The sequence below is a fragment of the Chitinophagales bacterium genome (genome assembly GCA_016787225.1).
Lineage (GTDB): Bacteria > Bacteroidota > Bacteroidia > Chitinophagales > JADJOU01 > CHPMRC01.
Genome location: JAEUUY010000019.1, coordinates 42,387 through 59,499, shown reverse-complemented (window position 1 = coordinate 59,499; position 17,113 = coordinate 42,387). Strand labels below are relative to the sequence as shown.

Annotated in this window: 12 protein-coding genes; 9 read left to right on the top strand and 3 right to left on the bottom strand. The window is 36.0% G+C overall.

Going from position 1 to position 17,113, the window contains the following annotated elements:
- Positions 1-129: 129 nt before the first annotated feature.
- From JNL75_06430 to JNL75_06400, 7 genes are all read left to right on the top strand, one after another.
- Complete coding sequence (locus JNL75_06430; protein ID MBL7789456.1) at positions 130-1,914, top strand: ATP-binding protein; 1,785 nt, start codon at positions 130-132, stop codon at positions 1,912-1,914.
- A 69-nt stretch (positions 1,915-1,983) separates the two neighbouring features.
- Complete coding sequence (locus JNL75_06425) at positions 1,984-2,637, top strand: response regulator transcription factor (protein MBL7789455.1); 654 nt, start codon at positions 1,984-1,986, stop codon at positions 2,635-2,637.
- A gap of 7 nt (positions 2,638-2,644) precedes the next feature.
- The gene (locus JNL75_06420; GenBank protein ID MBL7789454.1) at positions 2,645-5,308 is read left to right on the top strand and encodes a response regulator; all 2,664 of its coding nucleotides are present in this window, start codon (positions 2,645-2,647) and stop codon (positions 5,306-5,308) included.
- 77 nt (positions 5,309-5,385) lie between these two features.
- Complete coding sequence (locus JNL75_06415; protein ID MBL7789453.1) at positions 5,386-6,801, top strand: hypothetical protein; 1,416 nt, start codon at positions 5,386-5,388, stop codon at positions 6,799-6,801.
- A 29-nt stretch (positions 6,802-6,830) separates the two neighbouring features.
- Entirely contained in the window at positions 6,831-8,135 is a 1,305-nt protein-coding gene (locus JNL75_06410) for a hypothetical protein (protein ID MBL7789452.1), read from the top strand.
- A 26-nt stretch (positions 8,136-8,161) separates the two neighbouring features.
- Positions 8,162-8,644, top strand: a complete 483-nt coding sequence (locus JNL75_06405) for a T9SS type A sorting domain-containing protein (protein ID MBL7789451.1) — start codon at positions 8,162-8,164, stop codon at positions 8,642-8,644.
- 6 nt (positions 8,645-8,650) lie between these two features.
- The gene (locus JNL75_06400; protein ID MBL7789450.1) at positions 8,651-9,517 is read left to right on the top strand and encodes a hypothetical protein; all 867 of its coding nucleotides are present in this window, start codon (positions 8,651-8,653) and stop codon (positions 9,515-9,517) included.
- A 73-nt stretch (positions 9,518-9,590) separates the two neighbouring features.
- On the opposite strand, the gene JNL75_06395 is transcribed toward JNL75_06400, so the two are convergent.
- Together JNL75_06395 and JNL75_06390 are read right to left on the bottom strand one after the other, a co-directional pair.
- Positions 9,591-10,253 carry a hypothetical protein gene (locus JNL75_06395; protein MBL7789449.1) on the bottom strand — a complete coding sequence of 221 codons (663 nt, stop codon included), beginning with the start codon at positions 10,251-10,253 and terminating at the stop codon, positions 9,591-9,593.
- A gap of 162 nt (positions 10,254-10,415) precedes the next feature.
- Positions 10,416-11,453, bottom strand: a complete 1,038-nt coding sequence (locus JNL75_06390; GenBank protein ID MBL7789448.1) for a DUF3078 domain-containing protein — start codon at positions 11,451-11,453, stop codon at positions 10,416-10,418.
- 70 nt (positions 11,454-11,523) lie between these two features.
- Here JNL75_06390 and JNL75_06385 point away from each other — a divergent pair, with 70 nt between their 5' ends.
- Positions 11,524-12,654, top strand: coding sequence for a glycosyltransferase (locus tag JNL75_06385; GenBank protein ID MBL7789447.1), 1,131 nt, complete (start codon positions 11,524-11,526; stop codon positions 12,652-12,654).
- A 5-nt stretch (positions 12,655-12,659) separates the two neighbouring features.
- Complete coding sequence (locus tag JNL75_06380) at positions 12,660-13,859, top strand: aminotransferase class V-fold PLP-dependent enzyme (GenBank protein MBL7789446.1); 1,200 nt, start codon at positions 12,660-12,662, stop codon at positions 13,857-13,859.
- On the opposite strand, the gene JNL75_06375 is transcribed toward JNL75_06380, so the two are convergent.
- Positions 13,856-17,056 (bottom strand): M1 family metallopeptidase, encoded by a 3,201-nt coding sequence (locus JNL75_06375; GenBank protein MBL7789445.1) that lies wholly within the window; start codon positions 17,054-17,056, stop codon positions 13,856-13,858. The two genes, JNL75_06380 and JNL75_06375, sit on opposite strands and share 4 nt — an antisense overlap.
- Positions 17,057-17,113 lie beyond the last annotated feature (57 nt).

Here is a 17,113-nt window from a genome sequence, read left to right as displayed (position 1 = left end):
TTTCATTTATTTTCATACAAATTTGCATATAATTTATTCGGAAAAATGAAGAGTGATTTAGAATTAGAATACTCCAAGGATGACATAAAAACCCTGGATTGGCTGGAGCATATGCGCTTGAGACCGGGAATGTATATCGGGAAAACGGGGGATGGCACATCTCAAGATGATGGTATATATATTCTACTCAAGGAAATCATGGATAATGCAATCGATGAATTTATTATGGGTCATGGCAAAAAAGTAGATATAAACCTCGATAGTGCAGAAGTTATGATTCGAGACTACGGCAGAGGTATTCCCTTGGAAAAAGTGGTTGACTCTATCTCAAAAATGAATACCTCAGGAAAATTTGACTCTAAGGCTTTCAAAAAGTCTGTAGGGATGAATGGTGTAGGATCTAAAGCTGTCAATGCCTTGTCTTCCTATTTCAAAGTAAAATCCGTAAGAGAAGGTAAGGAAAAAATAGCTGAGTTTGAAGGCGGAAAATTAAAAATGGAAACTAAAATACAAGCTTCTAAAGATGTCAATGGCACTACCATATGGTTCAGACCAGACAATGCCATTTTTCATAATTATCGATTTATCCCCGACTATGTGCAGGAGCAGCTATGGAATTATGCCTATCTCAATGCCGGACTCAAACTTATCTTCAATGGTCAGGAGTTTAGCTCTAAAGATGGATTAAAAGACTTGGTAAGTAAAAAAATAGATGAAGAATCGCAGCAATATCCTATTATTCATCTCAAAAATGATGAAATAGAAATGGCATTCACTCATTCCTCTAAATATGGAGAAGAATACTATACCTTTGTCAATGGGCAATATACGACCCAAGGAGGCACGCATTTAGGTGCATTCAAAGAGGCTATCGTCAAAACCATTCGAGATTTTTATAAAAAAGACTTTGACGCTTCGGATATTCGTATGTCTATAGTGGGGGCTATTTGTGTGCGAATTCAAGAACCTATGTTCGAAAGTCAGACCAAGACAAAACTAGGAACTGTCACACTAGAGAACGATGGTCGGTCTATGAAAGCCTTTGTCAACGATTTTGTAAAACAATATCTGGACAACTATCTTCATAAAAATCCACTGGTAGCGGAGGCTATTTTGAAAAAAATACAAAACAGCGAACGTGAGCGAAAGGATATGGAGGGAGTAAGAAAAATAGCAAAAGAGCGAGCTAAAAAAGCGAATATTCACAACAAAAAACTACGTGACTGTCGCTATCACTATACCGATGAAAAGTATGATCATAATAAAGAAACGACCATATTCATAACCGAAGGGGACTCCGCCTCAGGTTCTATGACCAAGTCTAGAAATGCGGAGACTCAGGCTGTATTTTCCCTCAAAGGAAAGCCTCAGAACTGCTTTGGTATGAAAAAGAAAATCGTCTATGAAAATGAAGAACTCAATCTTCTTCAGCATGCTTTAGATATCGAAGAAGGTATCGAAAATCTACGATATAACAATGTCATCATAGCAACCGATGCCGACCATGATGGTATGCATATTCGGTTACTTCTTCTTACCTTCTTCCTGCAGTTTTTCCCAGAATTGGTCATCAATGGACATGTGAAAGTTCTAGAAACACCCATCTTTAGAGTGAGAAATAAGAAAGAAACTATTTACTGCTATTCTGATCAAGAAAAGAAAGCTGCCATTAAAAAACTCGGTGGAAAGCCTGAAATCACGCGCTTCAAAGGTTTAGGAGAAATATCGCCTGATGAATTCAAGTTATTCATAGGAAAAGATATGCGCCTCATGCCCATCATTCTTGACGATAAGGTGAAAATTCAAGAACTCCTTAAATACTACATGGGAGGTAATGATAAGGAACGCCAACGCTTTATCCTCGACAATTTGATTTATGAGATTGATGAGGTAGAGGAGGAATTCGCTGCATGAAAAATAGACTACATCATCATGTAGTCTATCAAAAAAAAATATTTGTTCAATTTTGCAATAAATTGAAATATGGAGTCACGAACAATAGTCACCCTACTGTATGAGGACATTTCCTACTTGAGGGATGGACTTTTTCAGCTGATAAACGGAACCGAAGGCGTGAAATGTGCAGCAGCATTTGAAAACCCAGTGGATGTTTTGAAGCATATCGAGTCCTATCAGCCTGATGTAATTCTCATGGATATCGAAATGCCAGAAATGAATGGCATAGAAGCTATCAAACAGATACGAAAGATTTATCCTGACTTGCCTATTCTTATTCAAACCGTTCATGAAGCAGATGATACAGTATTTGATGCATTATGTGCGGGAGCTTCTGGATATATCTTGAAAAAAACAAGACCAGCTGAACTCATAGATGCCATAGAATCTGTGTATAAAGGCGGTGCACCTATGAACCCACAAATTGCAACTAAGGTATTGAGCCTATTTCGCAACATACAGAATGAGAAAATAAATATAGATGAGAACTATGCGCTTACGGAAAAAGAAAAAAGCATACTAGGATTATTAGTAAAGGGCTACTCACAAAAAATGATAGCCGCAGACATCAATATCAGCATCGATACCGTGCGATTTCACTTTAAAAATATCTATAAAAAACTACATGTTCATTCCCAATCCGAAGCTGTCAGTAAAGCAATTCTGCACAAAATAGTATAAGCTGCTCATGAAATTCTTATATACAAAACATAGTGAATTAACCAAAGAGCAAAAAAATGGATTGGATATCCTTGTCAAAGACATAGATTTAAAATTTGAAAAATCACTTGCTAAATTAAAACAAATGCAAGGAGCTAACACCAATTCCATAAATCACCCATATAGCCAGATACTAAAATCGATAGAAATCTATTTGCTAAACAAGGCTATGAAGTATCAAGAAGGCATTGTAGTAGCTAGACAATTATTAAAAACGTTCAAAAAAAATAATTCTTCCGAAATCTATGTATTTATAAGCTATTGTTTAGCTACCGCATTGGGGTTTACTCAGAGAATTGATGAGGCGTATGACATCATTTACAATTCTCTAAAGGATGAAGACAGTTTTGATCCCGATTTAAAATCTCATCTCTATTTTCGGTTAGGATTTCTATACTTCTATAAAAGAAAACCCAAAGAGTCCATCCAAAGTTTTTATGCTGCTATAGAAAATGCAGAGCAGGCTCATAATGGATTTCTATTGGCGAATAGTTACTCTCTACTAGCAGCAGTTTATGGAAACATTCAGGAGCTTGATCGGGCACTAGAATATAATTTGAAAGCAAATAATGCATTTATAGGTATAGGATATAAGCAGGGAGAACCGGGAAATTTGAACAATATAGGAGATGTACTCTATAAGATGAAACGCAATCAAGAAGCCAAACCCTATTTCGAAAAATCCATCAAAGCTGCCATATACAATAAAGCTCCTCAGAAACAAATCTATCCTTTGATGAATCTTTCCTCTCTTCTATTGGATGATAAAAAATATATCGAAGCAAAAAAAATTATTTTACAAGCAAGAGAAATAGCCGAGCATATTGAAAATAAAGTATTTTATCAAAGCACTTTTAAGCTTGAAGCTGAACTCTTATTCAATCAAAGTAAATATAAAGAAACGATTGAAAAAATCGAAGAAATTTGGCAACTTGGATACCAATACGACATAGCCCAGACAGCGGAATTGTATCATATTTTATTTGAATCCTACAAAGCTATAAAGCAATATGATAAAGCACTAGACTATCACGAAAAATTTCACAATTTAGATAAACAAATACTCGAAGAAAGTAAAAACAAAGAAATTCAAGACAAGGCTTTAAGCCATGAAATGGAATTGGTAAAAAAGGATAAACAGGCTATGGAAGAGGCTGCACAGCTTAAAAGTAAGTTCTTAGCGAATATGAGCCATGAAATCCGCACACCTATCAATGCCATCATGGGAATGACGAATCTTCTATTACTCAAAGAGCCTAAGAAAAGCCAAATTCAATATCTCGATACCATCCGCAATTCATCCGAAAGTCTCTTGGAGATTCTAAATGATATCCTAGACTTTAGTAAAATAGAAAAAGGAAAAGTAGAATTAGAAAATATTGATTTTAAGCTGGAGGATGTGCTTGATCAAGTCATCGAAATTGGACAATTTAAATGCGCTGAAAAGAACATTCGATTTAGTTTCCACATGGATGAAAAATCAAACGAAGTAATTTTAGGTGACAAGACAAGGCTATTACAGATTCTAAATAACTTAGTAGGTAATGCGATCAAGTTTACGCATAAAGGAGAAGTAAAAGTTTCTGTCAAAGAAGTTAGAAAAACGAAACAAATTCATGAACTCAAGTTTGAGATAGCAGACACGGGAATTGGTATCAAAAAAGAAAATATTGAGAAGATTTTTTCAGAATTTGAACAAGATAATCTGAGTACTAATAGATTATATGGAGGCACAGGGCTTGGATTATCTATATCCAAACAATTGATAGAATTGTTTAAAGGTAAAATAACTGTCAAAAGTCAAGTAGATATTGGTACTACTATTTCATTTCATATACCATTTAAAAGAGGTAACCAAGCTCGATACGAAGAAATCGAACGAAGCAAGGCATTTTTCGATAGAGCCGTATTGAGTCATTTACATGTCCTTATCGTCGATGATAATGATATAAATAATACAATAACCTCGCAAACACTCGTAAATCTCAATCCTCTAGTTAAAATTTCCATTTGTAAAAATGGACTGGAAGCATTGGAGTTTCTAAAATTGCAACAACCCAATGTCATTCTCATGGATAGCCAAATGCCAATAATGGATGGCATGACAGCTTCACAAGAAATTCGGAAAAACAAGAATGATAAAATTAATAAGATTCCTATCATAGCTTTTACAGCCTCTGTACTCAAACATGAAGTCAAAGATTGGCATAAAATAGGAGTCAAAGAAGTATTGCCTAAACCTTTTTTGATTCAAGATTTAGTAACCACTATATCTAAGGTAATCTCCAAATCTAATAAAACTAAAGCGAAAGCTACTATTCAGCATAATAGACTTTTAGAATTTTGCTTTGGAGATGAATCTAAAGCACTAAAAATGGAGAAAGACATAATTGTGTCTATTCAGAATAGCGTACAGTCTATTCAAAAAAGTATAGCGCAAAAAATGACTGCCAATATTCACACCTCATTGCACGATTTGCAGACAGGGTTGTATTATCTAGAGTTAGATGAATTTGGTCAAACAATCAAACAACTTGAAAATATATTTAAAACTAAAAAAGAAAACGCGGCCTCCTTTCGTTCTCTTCAAAAAACAATAGAACTCATTCGTGATACTATTGCCAAATCATAAGATTCCATAAGCCTACATCTATATGTAGTTGTGCTTCTACCATAGGTTTTAGAACTTTGCACTAAAATTTATAACCTATGGTACGCGTCAAATTATTTCTCGTAATTCTCTTATTTCAGCTCCGCGTTTTAGCGCAAGCAGATGTATTTTCTTACCAAATGGCAATAAGAGGTGCCGATGGAAATCCTCCTGCACAGGGTAGCAATATTTCTATCCGAATTTCCATACTCGATGGATCTGCAGCAGGAGCACAACTTTATAGAGAGCTTCATACACAGGCACTCAATAATAATTCTGGAATTGTGAATCTACAAATAGGTAATGGCTCATCCAAAGAAGGAAATATTTCCAACATTGTCTGGACAACTCCTCGGTTTATAAAAACTGAAGTCGATATCACAGGAGGATCGAATTATATAGACATGGGGGCAACTCAAATATTAGGAGTACCATTCGCGAATACAGCTAAAAAAGTAATAGAGAAGCAAACATTATCCTATGTCCCATATCAGTACTCTGGTTGGAATTTGGATACGATAAAAATTAGTGATGGAAACGCTGTAGCACTTCCTGAAGGATATTGGAAAAGATATGCTGGCGAGTATAATCTTAGCCTAAGACATCCCAACGGATCGAGTGCTTCCATAGGAGATTCTTTTGATGGCGATGCGCAAGGTGCTTTGGAAATACATTGGGCTGGATCTCAATTTGAAAACAATGGCATAGCAGCATCATTGATGAAAGAGAACCCAACACAACACAAAGCAGCAATCTATGCTAGAAATAAAGCAACAAACGGTTTTGGGTATGCTATTCATGGTATTCATGAAAGTACCGGATCTGGCGTAAGAGGCGAAGCTTTAGGAGCACTTGGTCGTGGAGTCTATGGCAAAGTAGCCAGCACAGGATATGGGGTTTATGGTGAAGCGGGTGGTGCAGGTGTTGGGGTATATGGCGAAGCTCTTGCCGCTGGAGGCATTGGTATCATGGGAACTAGCAGCCATGGGGTAGCTATCAAAGGAGTATCCAATGCCAATAACTCACATGGATTAGAAGGTCAAGCCTCATTAGGTTATGGAGTATATGGTCATGGTGTCACAGGCGTACTAGGCTATGGTGGAGGATTCTATGGGGGAGCATTTTTTGGCAAACAAGCAGGTATAAGAGCAGTTGCAGGTACTTCTATTGGAGATATGACAACCAATGATACTACTGCTATAGAAATAGATGGATTTATAAAAGTGGCAGCATCAAGCCCTGAGCGAAGAACGGCTTTTCAAACAATTGCTATTTCTACAGCCAATGCATTTATTCCACTAACCTATCCTAATCAAAAACAAAGCGATATTGTCATATACAATGTAGTGTCTAATGGAGCTTCTATTCCATCTCACAGACTGACATGGGACACTGGTAACAATTGGTGGACTGTAGAAGGAAATGCTTTATTTAATGCTGGTACTCGATTAAATGTACTCATAATTCGTCAATAATCAATTTTCAAACTTTAAAATAACCCATCATGAAAAAATTAATTTCAACAATGCTATTACTTTTCATAGTATGGCAACATCAGGCACAAACTGCCACAGACTTCTTCTCGTATCAAATAGCTGTCGTGGATGGATCAAATAATCCTCCTGCCTCAGGCAGTACTGTGAAAGTAAGGGTTAGTATCCTTGATAATACTGCAGCTGGACCACAGGTTTATCAAGAAGTCCACACTAAAGTAATGAATAACGCCAATGGAATTCTCAATCTAGAGATAGGCAATGGTACGGATAAAGTAGGAGATTATTCCTTAGTCAATTGGTCATTTGTAAAATTTCTCAAAACAGAAGTGGACCTAACAGGGGCCTATGTCGATATGGGAACAACACGAATCTTATCGACGCCGCATGCTAAGTATGCAGACAATGCCAAAAATATCGGCATTACAGGAACAGGATTTGACATGTTATCGCATGATGGATCAAAATGGATGGCTACAAAATCTCCACTAATCACGACTGCTTCTACTGGCGATTATTCAGTATTTCACCCAGCCATTAAAGGTATTCGAGAAGGAAACCCTGCTAATCCGAGTACAAATGACTATCTAGTTGTAAATAAAGACCTTAATCTCACTGCACAAATTGAAGGGTTTGCGAGCTTAATCCACGCAAGCACATTTGGAGGAAGTGATCGTGCTACCATCGTGGGAAAAAATAGAGCAAATGGAATCGGACTTTTTGGATCGAGTGAAAGTGGCACTGCAGTGAGAGCGCAGGCAAACAAAGGAATAGGTCTTAATGTAATATCTAATGGGACAGGGTGCAATATAACTACAGGGGCTAATAGCAACGCTGGTATAGTTGTAGCTAATAATGGAGATTCTTCACTAGGAATGCAAATAATTAACTATGGTGATCAATCTCGAGGTCTTCTGGTACAGAACATCGGCATCAATACTACAGGTGCAGATATATCGGGAACCAAAGGACTCATAGTGAAAGCTCATTCAGCTGATAGCCCTGCTATTTCTATGTCTGGGCAATTTAAAGTGCATGGTAGTGCGAATTCTCGTTGCGCCTTTACAACTCCTGCTACTACCAGTGCAGTAGCTTCAATTACACTGGCATATAGTAATCCCAAACCTAGCGATATTATTCTTATCACTCCTAATACAGGATTAAATACATCGACAACTTTATCTATGCCAAGCGGAAGAGTTGCATACGGAGTCGACCCTGATGTTCCTAGCAATGCTATTTGGTACATTATCAATACTACAGCGAGTAATTTCCCGATAGGCACTAGTTTCAATGTCATGGTTATTCGTCAATAATTTTTGTAATAATAAAAAGTAATCCCATGAAAAATTCAATTCCAATAATCGCATTCATCCTGATATTTCAAATATGTCAAAGTCAATCCGTGCAGCGTGCATCCCTTAATAGTGGAGGGTATAATGCCACAGCTGGCAGTATTAGTATAAACTCAAGTTTTGGGCAGCCCTTTTCTACCTATGCAGAAACACCGGGAGTTAAAGTCTTTTTAGGTTTTCAACAGAAACTACCTAAATCGGTATCGCAAATTCAAAATTATAGGCCGACAAACAATATTGAGGTTTATCCCAATCCTTTCATTACCCAAATTTTTATTCATAGCAAAACGGAAATAATACCAGAAAGTATAAGGCTATTCAATATAGCAGGTCAGAAAGTGACGATCACTCAACTAAAATACACAAATGACATTTATCAGCTCCTGCTTGACGAAGTACCATCTGGACTATACTTGCTTCAATTTGAGAACACTCAAATTCAAACCCAATCTTTTAAACTCATAAAATAATTCATCATGAACAAAGTAATAATTTTTCTCATTCTTAGTATTAGCAGCTCACAAATCCATAGTCAAATTTTTAAACGGCTTGAAGACAAGCTCAATAAAAAAGTCGAAGAAAGTATAGACAAATCAGCTGATAGAGTATTGAATGGTAAATCGAAAAACTCATCATCGAGCAATAGCTCATCTAACACGAATGGCACGACCAAAAAATCAGGACTAGAAGAAGAAGATTCTCCGAGTGGAAATGGTAACTGCAATGCTAATGGGAATATGATTTTCTCGGATAATTTCGAAAATACAAATCCTGGAGATTTTCCACAAAACTGGGTTTCAACTTCAGGTGGCGAGATAAAGAAGCTGAAAGGTATGGGAAAGTTTCTAAAAGTAACACCACGATCTGTCATAAATCCTAAAATCAAAAAACTTCCAGAAAATTTTAGTATTACCTTTGATCTCATAATGCCTAGCGACGCTCCACAGCGTATGTCAAGCATGGGCTTTGGACCTAAACCAAGAGTAGTGGATTATTTATTAGCGCCAGCAAATAGAGAAGGTATTGAGTTTTCATTTCATACCTCCAATACAGGTCATGGTGAAGGATTGAAATATGGTCGTCAAGGGGTTAATACGACTGCTGGTTTTGAATCTGTACCTTGCGATATGCCTACAGATGAAATATTGAAGGTTTGTTTTATTGTGAATGGAAAAAGGATTCAAATGTACGTCAATGGAGAGAAAAAAATTGATATGAGTAATGGTTTTGATCCTACCTTTAGAAATGCTTTCTATCTCTGTGCAAGTACTTCTGGCTCGAATGAAAGCAAAGTCAACTATTTTTATGTAGGGAATTTGACTATTGTAGATAATACAAATTGATATCAATTCTTAACGAAAATTCAAAGAGGTCTTATGTTTTCATAAGACCTTTATTATTTGTTAGCACTTGGCATTAGTTATCCCTAGGGATAGAGTCTGTAGACTGCCGTTGTTTTCTCTCTTCGAGATATTCTATATAACAATCTTGAAGTTTCAATCCTAATTCATAATAACTAGAGTTAAGAACCTCGTCATGCGGGAAATAGCAATGCGCTTTAATGTCTTTCAGCTCATCAATATCATCTACCTTGGTCACTAAGGATATAAAATCAAGTGAATATTTGAGATTACTGGCGTCTAGTTTTTCTATATCCAATATAGCATTTAATCTTCGTTGAACTCGCTTATTAGAATAATAAAAAAAAGAAATCGGAGAAGTTAAAGGAGAACTTTGCTTTAAATATTCTTCAGGAGTTCGTCGGATAGGCTCTCGAAAAGTTTGTTTCTTTTCTTCAAATTTCGGATTATACAATACAGATTTTTTTGCCGCAACTTCTGCCTTGATGGTGACCGCTTTAATTTTACGACTCTGGTAAGTCATCTCAATAGTCCATTCTGAATCTTCTATGACATATTGTTCTATTACCCCCATACCCACATAGGTAAATTGAATCAAATCACCTTTCTCTACAGAAATATTAAATCTACCTTCCTCGTTTGTTACGGTACCAATTTGCTTAGACACGTTAAAAACCGAACATCCTACCAAATAATTATTGGTTTGTTTATTAATCACTTGTCCCTTGATTGTAAGTACTTGTGCATAAACAATCTCAACAAAAAATAAACTTAAAAATAAAAGAAGATTGCGTATCATAAAAAATGCTCAGGACATTAACCTGAGCACTAAATTAGTACAAAATAATGTAAAGAAAATCTGTATTATCCTAAACTATCGTTAGAAGCCTGCTACAAATCCTATGCCTATGTTATTTCTCCAGTTCCAAGGTGTTATTTTAGAGCCAGTTGATTTGTCTGTAATACGCACATCATCATCTCTCAACAATTGAAATCCAAAGTTTAATGCAATATGCTTTGTTAGCTTATAGAAAACATCTGTCTGCCAATTGATATCGATATTCGCTCGGCTGCTATTAATCGCATCTATCTGTGCTTGAGGTCTAGAAAAATTATTAAACAACTGAGCTCGACTGCGGATATTTAAATTTTTAACTAGCTCTTTTTCAAAAACTATGTCTAATCGAGCTCCAAGTTCCGTTCTTACACGCTGGTCTACCTCGTTTCCAAATCTATTAGCTTTGGCATCTGTTCTTAAAATAATAGTGTCATTAGTCACAAATGTAAATCTACCAGATGCAGGTGCTAAAAATACTTTTAAATATGGTTGGGGAGTCCATTCGATGCCTGGAGATAAATCTAAAATACCTGGCGCCAAAAAATCTGAAAGCAAGAAATTAGGATTTGCCAAATCGTAGGTCTTTATAAATTGTGAAAGAAAATTAGCTCCAACTCCTACTTTTAAATTAGCTTTTTGTAAATCAAATAAATACTTTGTTGATAGTTGTAAAACGTCTACATTCTTATTGATATTATCATTTACACCATTTTCCACATTTATATTTTTGAAAAATCCCAACGTTCCATCAAAACTATTGTTCCATGAATGACGACCATTCTTATAATTAGCTTCCAAATGGGCTTGCCCACCTATATTCAAAGTACTATTACCACCATAGGATGCAGTCCAATCAGAACCAAGTAAGTTTTGACCCAAATTTATAGAAGCATTTCCTTTGTAAGTCCAAGGCTTTACAACTGGAGCAGGAAGTTGTTTGTTTAAATCAGCTATCTGTGATTCTAATACCGCTTTTTGTTTGTTTAAATCATCAATTTTTGTTTTAATTACTTCTGGACTCTCTTGTGCATGGAGTGAAGCAACTAACAAAATTCCAATACTTAAAATTAGTTTTTTCATATTTTATAAGATTTTTAAAGCCGCAAATGTATTCAAAATCTAGTATTTTGGACTTTTTTAAAAAGAAGCATTGAAAAAGATAGTTATTATTGGTCCTGCCTTCCCCCTTCGTGGTGGCTTAGCTACGTATAATGAACGATTATGCAAGGCATTTACAGAGGAAAATCATAATGCCTGTATATACACTTTCAGTCTGCAATATCCTAGTTTTCTATTTCCTGGCACTTCGCAGTATAGCGATGAAGCGCCACCTGAAAAACTAAAAATACTTGTAAAAATAAACTCCATTAATCCTTTTAATTGGATACAAATAGGATTAGAGTTAAAAAATAAAAAGCCTGATATCATTGTTGTGCGCTATTGGTTGCCATTTATAGGTCCTTGTCTTGGCACTATTCTTCGACTGGTGAAAAAAAATAAACACACCAAAATAGTCTGCATAGCGGACAATATCATTCCTCATGAAAAGAGACCTGGTGACAATTTATTCACTCGATATTTTATCAAGCCAATAGATGCCTTTGTCACCATGAGTGAGAAAGTTTTATCAGATTTAGATTTATTTGCCACTCATGAAAAAAAGAAAAAATTTATACCTCATCCGCTTTATGATAATTTCGGAGAAATAATTTCTAGAGAAGAAGCCATCGAAAAGTTAAACCTTCAAAAAGATAATAATTATATGCTTTTCTTCGGATTTATTAGAAAATATAAAGGGTTGGATTTATTATTAGAAGCTTTATCAAAAATTACAAATCCCAACCTGAAGTTGATTATAGCTGGAGAATTTTATGAAGATTCCAATCCTTACCTAGACTTAATTGAGCAGTTTAATATTCAAGACAAGATAATACTCAAAACGAATTTTATAACTGATAGTGAAGTAAAATATTATTTCTGTGCGAGTGCTGTCGTTATCCAACCATATAAATCTGCAACGCAAAGTGGCGTCACTCCTCTAGCATATCATTTCGAAATACCAATGATAGTAACCAATGTCGGCGGATTGACGGGTATGGTACCTAATGGAAAAGTAGGATTGATAGCTGAACCAAATGCTGAGTCAGTGGCAGAAAAAATAAATTCCTATTTCGATCAAAATAAAGAAAAAGAATTTAAAGAAAACTTGAAAGTGGAAAAGAAAAAGTATAGCTGGAATGTGATGACCAAAGCTATTTTAGAACTCGCAGAAACGAAATAATATCCATGCTTAGCCTTCCAAAACCCTCTCCCCTTTTTAGTCACTGGCAGTTAAATCCGAATATAGTTCACCTTAATCATGGCTCTTTTGGAGGTACTCCTAAATATATTTTAGATATACAAAAACATTGTATTGATCAATTGGAATCAGAGCCTGTTGAATTCTCAGTAAGAAAATGGTATCCTATTTATCATGAAAATAAAAAAGCATTGGCTGAATTTGTTGGCACAGACGAACATAATTTATATCTAGTTCCCAATACTACCATAGGTATCAATCATATTCTCCACAATCAAAAAGAATCAAACAGACAATGGCTTACCACCAATCATGCCTATGGTGCTTGTATTCATGCATTCCATAAAATTGGAGAAGCGAAAGGCAATGAAATTATTAAAGTACAAATTCCTTTTCCTCTGAAATCGGAAGATGAAATTTTAGAACAAATTGAAAACAATATAAGTGCGAAGACCTCCTTAGCTTTGATAGACTATATCACGTCTGCCTCGGCTATTATTTTTCCGATTAAAAAAATCATTAACCTCCTGCATAGCAAGGGTGTCAAAGTCATCGTCGATGCTGCGCATGCGCCCGGGATGGTAGATTTTAATTTAGATGAATTGGATGCAGACTATTTCGTAGCCAACTGCCATAAATGGATATGCTCACCCAAAGGCTCTGCGTTTGTCTATGTAAACCCGAAACATCAAAAAGAGTATAAACCTGTATTTTATAGTTTTTACAATGACTGGAACACGGACGAGGCAGCACATTGGTCTAATCAATTTATCTGGGAAGGCACCAAGGATTATAGTGCATATTTATGTATAAAGGATGCATTGGATTATATGCCAAATCTTGTACAAGGAGGTTGGTCAGAAATCAAAGAGAGGAATAGAAATTTGGCAATAGCAGGTGCGAAATTAATAGCTCAAAAGTTAGAAGTGGCTCTACCTGTGCCTGAATCAATGCTAGGGTCTATCGTCAATATTCCTTTATGGGACGATAAAATTCCTGATAAATTTTTTAACTATTATACAGAAGTTAAAAATTTGCTTTACGATCAATACAAAATAGAAGTGCCTTGCGTTCTATTCCCACAAGCTCCTCCGCAATATGTGCGAGTCTCTTCGCAGTTATACAATTCGTTGGAAGAGTATGAATATTTAGGTGAATGTCTGCTAGAAATAAGAAGTAAAACCTAAAAAGCCTGCTCAACTCCCACTAGCCATCTAATCTGAAACTTCTCCAACTCACCTGCGGCAGGATGCGATAAATAGAATGGCATATCGAAGCGAAAGGTCATAGGTCCTAGTCCTAGATATTTTATTCCCTTTTTCCAAGTCAAAGCAGTACCTAATCCCGCGTCTGCTAGTATTGGAGCCTGTTCTATGCTAAAGCGACCTAAGTTAAAGTTAGACAAACTTCCTAAATCTCCAAACAAATAAATGTTCATTCCTAATGAGCGTGCTAATTTTCCAAATCTCAATGGTGATAAATTCTCGAAGTTTAGTTGTGTATTGATTGAAAAACCGCTATTTTGATTATTGATAAAATAACCTATGCCATCTGAAGCTACAATATTTCGAAATGCATAGCCTCTTAGATTGATTCCCCCACCATAGTGAAGATGTGAAAAATACGGAGAATTTACAAACTGACTTCCTTTCATAAATAAATCTGGAAAAGCGGAAACACTGCGCATAAATTTATTTTCCAACATTTCTTCTCCGCTTGCTCCTCCAGCATTTAATAGTACTTCGGTAGGAACTAACCCACGATTATGCGTTCCCAGTCTTCCAAAAATTCTGAATTTGAAAAGCAATTTATCCAATTTTATATTTTCTTTATGCTCCGCTTCGAGATAGCTAAAATTAGCAACAGACATTACAGAAGACCTAAGCTTAACTCGCGTCATTTGTTCCAAATTCCTATCTAGACTTTTGTTATTTATCCACTCTATCCATGCACTGGTATTTGCCATGAGGAAAGTATTCCATTGTATAGAAGTCATATAATTATAATAATCCTGATCCCTGCGATAGCGAACCATAGACTTACCTCCTAAAGTGATATAATTAGAATTTTCAAATGCTTTTCTCCATTGCAAAGAGGTCAAGGCTATACCATCGATATGCCTCGCTTCAAATCGAACATCGCTATTTTTAATAAACTTGTGCGTAGGAGAACTATAGGTAAATCGGAAAGAAATCAAATCATTGATGGCATTTCTTTCATTTTGATTTGCTACATCGCGAACGCTCCACTTTCCTATTCGAGTATTGAGCCATATATCTAACTCAGTTTGATGAAAATTTTTATTTAAACTACCCTCAAAATGAACACCTGCCTTGACACCATCAAAATTATTATACCAAAAATCAGGACGCCATAGTACGGTGTAATGCTCTCTATCTCGAGGCAACGATTGATTTCGATCGAAATATAATTTCCAATTGCACTCAGTCGTATTATTCATTTCATTGATATCTGCTAGTCTTCTCGAGGTATCAATTCTTGCATATTTCGGTTCTTCCGGTAATGAAATTTTCACAGTATAAGTCGTCTTTAATTTGTTATCCCAGCCTATCCAGCGTGGCAGTTTAGTAGCTTCAGTCTCTTTTTCAAACCAGGTATTCGGAATGTAAAAATTATATCGTTTGCCACTTTTTCCAAATACGGTTATGTCCAGAGGCGACTGCATATCTTCCATTCGTTTTAACTTCAATTGATACTGTCCACTATCTAATTTTTTCAGAGGAAAAATTTTATAATCAAGCACTTTGGATGTCTCTATCCATTGGTCAAAAAACCAATTCAAATCTACCTTGGTATATTCTATAATAGAATTTCTAAAATCCTCCACATAAGGATGACGAAATGACCATTGATTGAAATAGTGCTTCATAGCCCGCTGAAATAGACTATCTCCTAGCACGTATTGCAGATTGTAAAGCATAGTAGCTGTTTTGTTATAGACATTTCGATAGCCTCCGCCTTGGCCTAAGGCACCATTAAATCCATCGCTATGCACATTGATCTCAGTGCGCTCATGGCTCATAGCATCTAGCATATAACTATCATAGCAGCGTGCATTTCTGACTGCGGTTGGCATAAAATGTTTTGGTTGCTTACCAGTTGTAAACATATTCTTACCATCGATAGCTTCTAGTGCCCATACGGTCAAGAACTGGGTAAATCCTTCGTCTAGCAGAGCTCTGTAAGTCTCATTATTATTGACCATACCATAAAACCAATTATGTCCTATCTCATGAGCCAATAATCCTCTATAGCCAGGGTCTGAACCACCATCCATAGTGAGCATAGGATATTCCATCCCATCTTGACAATCTGCTACGACCATTTTCGGGTAGGCATATTGTCCGAAATCTCTACTATAGACGTCGATAACTTTGGCAGAAAAATCACAAGCATTTTTCCAACCACTACAATGTGGTTCTAACACCAATGCTACCGTGCTAAACCCTTTGTAGTTCTTCTCATCCAAGCGATAATGAGGTCCCGCAACCCATGCGAAATCATGCACGTTCTCTGCAAAATACTTCCAAACTTTGCGTTCACCTTTTTTCATTGGAATTTTATAAGTTACGACTGTATCCCAAGGATGACTCCAATAATTGGAAATATCCAATTTTTTTCGCAAGGTATCCGGAAGCACTTCGGTTCTATTTTGCAAGACACCTGTAGCCTCCACCACATAATTCGCAGGAAAATCTAAATGAACGCGATAATTTCCAAAATCACCATAAAACTCACGATTTAAGTGCTGATCGGTACACCAGCCAAATTTTCTATCATAAACCGCCAGCCTAGGATACCAGTGAGCCCCATTGAAATGCTTTACGCCTTGATAGGTGTATGATTTCATTCTTCTTCTCGTGTCACCACCTTTACTGTAATAGGTCTTAAAATCAATCTCAATTTTTATGTTCGTATTGGGCTGCATAGGATTTTTGAGCCATGCCTTCATGATAGAACCATCAATTTCTGTTTTTACTACTTCACCATCTACTTTCAATGATAGAATTTCATTCCCCTTACCTTCGGCTTCCCATTTACCAAAACGCACTTTGTTTCCATTCGCCTCTTGTAAATTGGAGAGATACGATTCTTTGATAAAGGCATTTTGATAAAGATTGAAAAACAATTCATTCAATACATGCGGAGAATTATTGGTATAAATAATTTCTACTTTACCTGAAATAATTTCTTCTTTCTCATCCAGGCTAGCATTGATGATATAATCTACATCTTGCTGCCAATATTCACTTTTTAAGCCTATTTTATTTTTCCAGAAATAGGGATTAGTGGGAGATTGGAAGTTTTGAGCAAAGAAAAAATTGCAAGTAACTAATGACAAAATAAAAATAAAAAGCTTCATTATCTGAATTTACTGCTAATATCTAGAAAATATACAATTCATACTCAAAAAAAACTA

Coding starts and splice junctions, on each gene's coding strand:
- JNL75_06430 (MBL7789456.1), top strand. CDS start 130: ATGTATATCGGGAAAACGGGGGATGGCACATCTCAAGATGATGGTATA.
- JNL75_06425 (MBL7789455.1), top strand. CDS start 1,984: ATGGAGTCACGAACAATAGTCACCCTACTGTATGAGGACATTTCCTAC.
- JNL75_06420 (MBL7789454.1), top strand. CDS start 2,645: ATGAAATTCTTATATACAAAACATAGTGAATTAACCAAAGAGCAAAAA.
- JNL75_06415 (MBL7789453.1), top strand. CDS start 5,386: ATGGTACGCGTCAAATTATTTCTCGTAATTCTCTTATTTCAGCTCCGC.
- JNL75_06410 (MBL7789452.1), top strand. CDS start 6,831: ATGAAAAAATTAATTTCAACAATGCTATTACTTTTCATAGTATGGCAA.
- JNL75_06405 (MBL7789451.1), top strand. CDS start 8,162: ATGAAAAATTCAATTCCAATAATCGCATTCATCCTGATATTTCAAATA.
- JNL75_06400 (MBL7789450.1), top strand. CDS start 8,651: ATGAACAAAGTAATAATTTTTCTCATTCTTAGTATTAGCAGCTCACAA.
- JNL75_06390 (MBL7789448.1), bottom strand. CDS start 11,453: ATGAAAAAACTAATTTTAAGTATTGGAATTTTGTTAGTTGCTTCACTC.
- JNL75_06380 (MBL7789446.1), top strand. CDS start 12,660: ATGCTTAGCCTTCCAAAACCCTCTCCCCTTTTTAGTCACTGGCAGTTA.
- JNL75_06375 (MBL7789445.1), bottom strand. CDS start 17,056: ATGAAGCTTTTTATTTTTATTTTGTCATTAGTTACTTGCAATTTTTTC.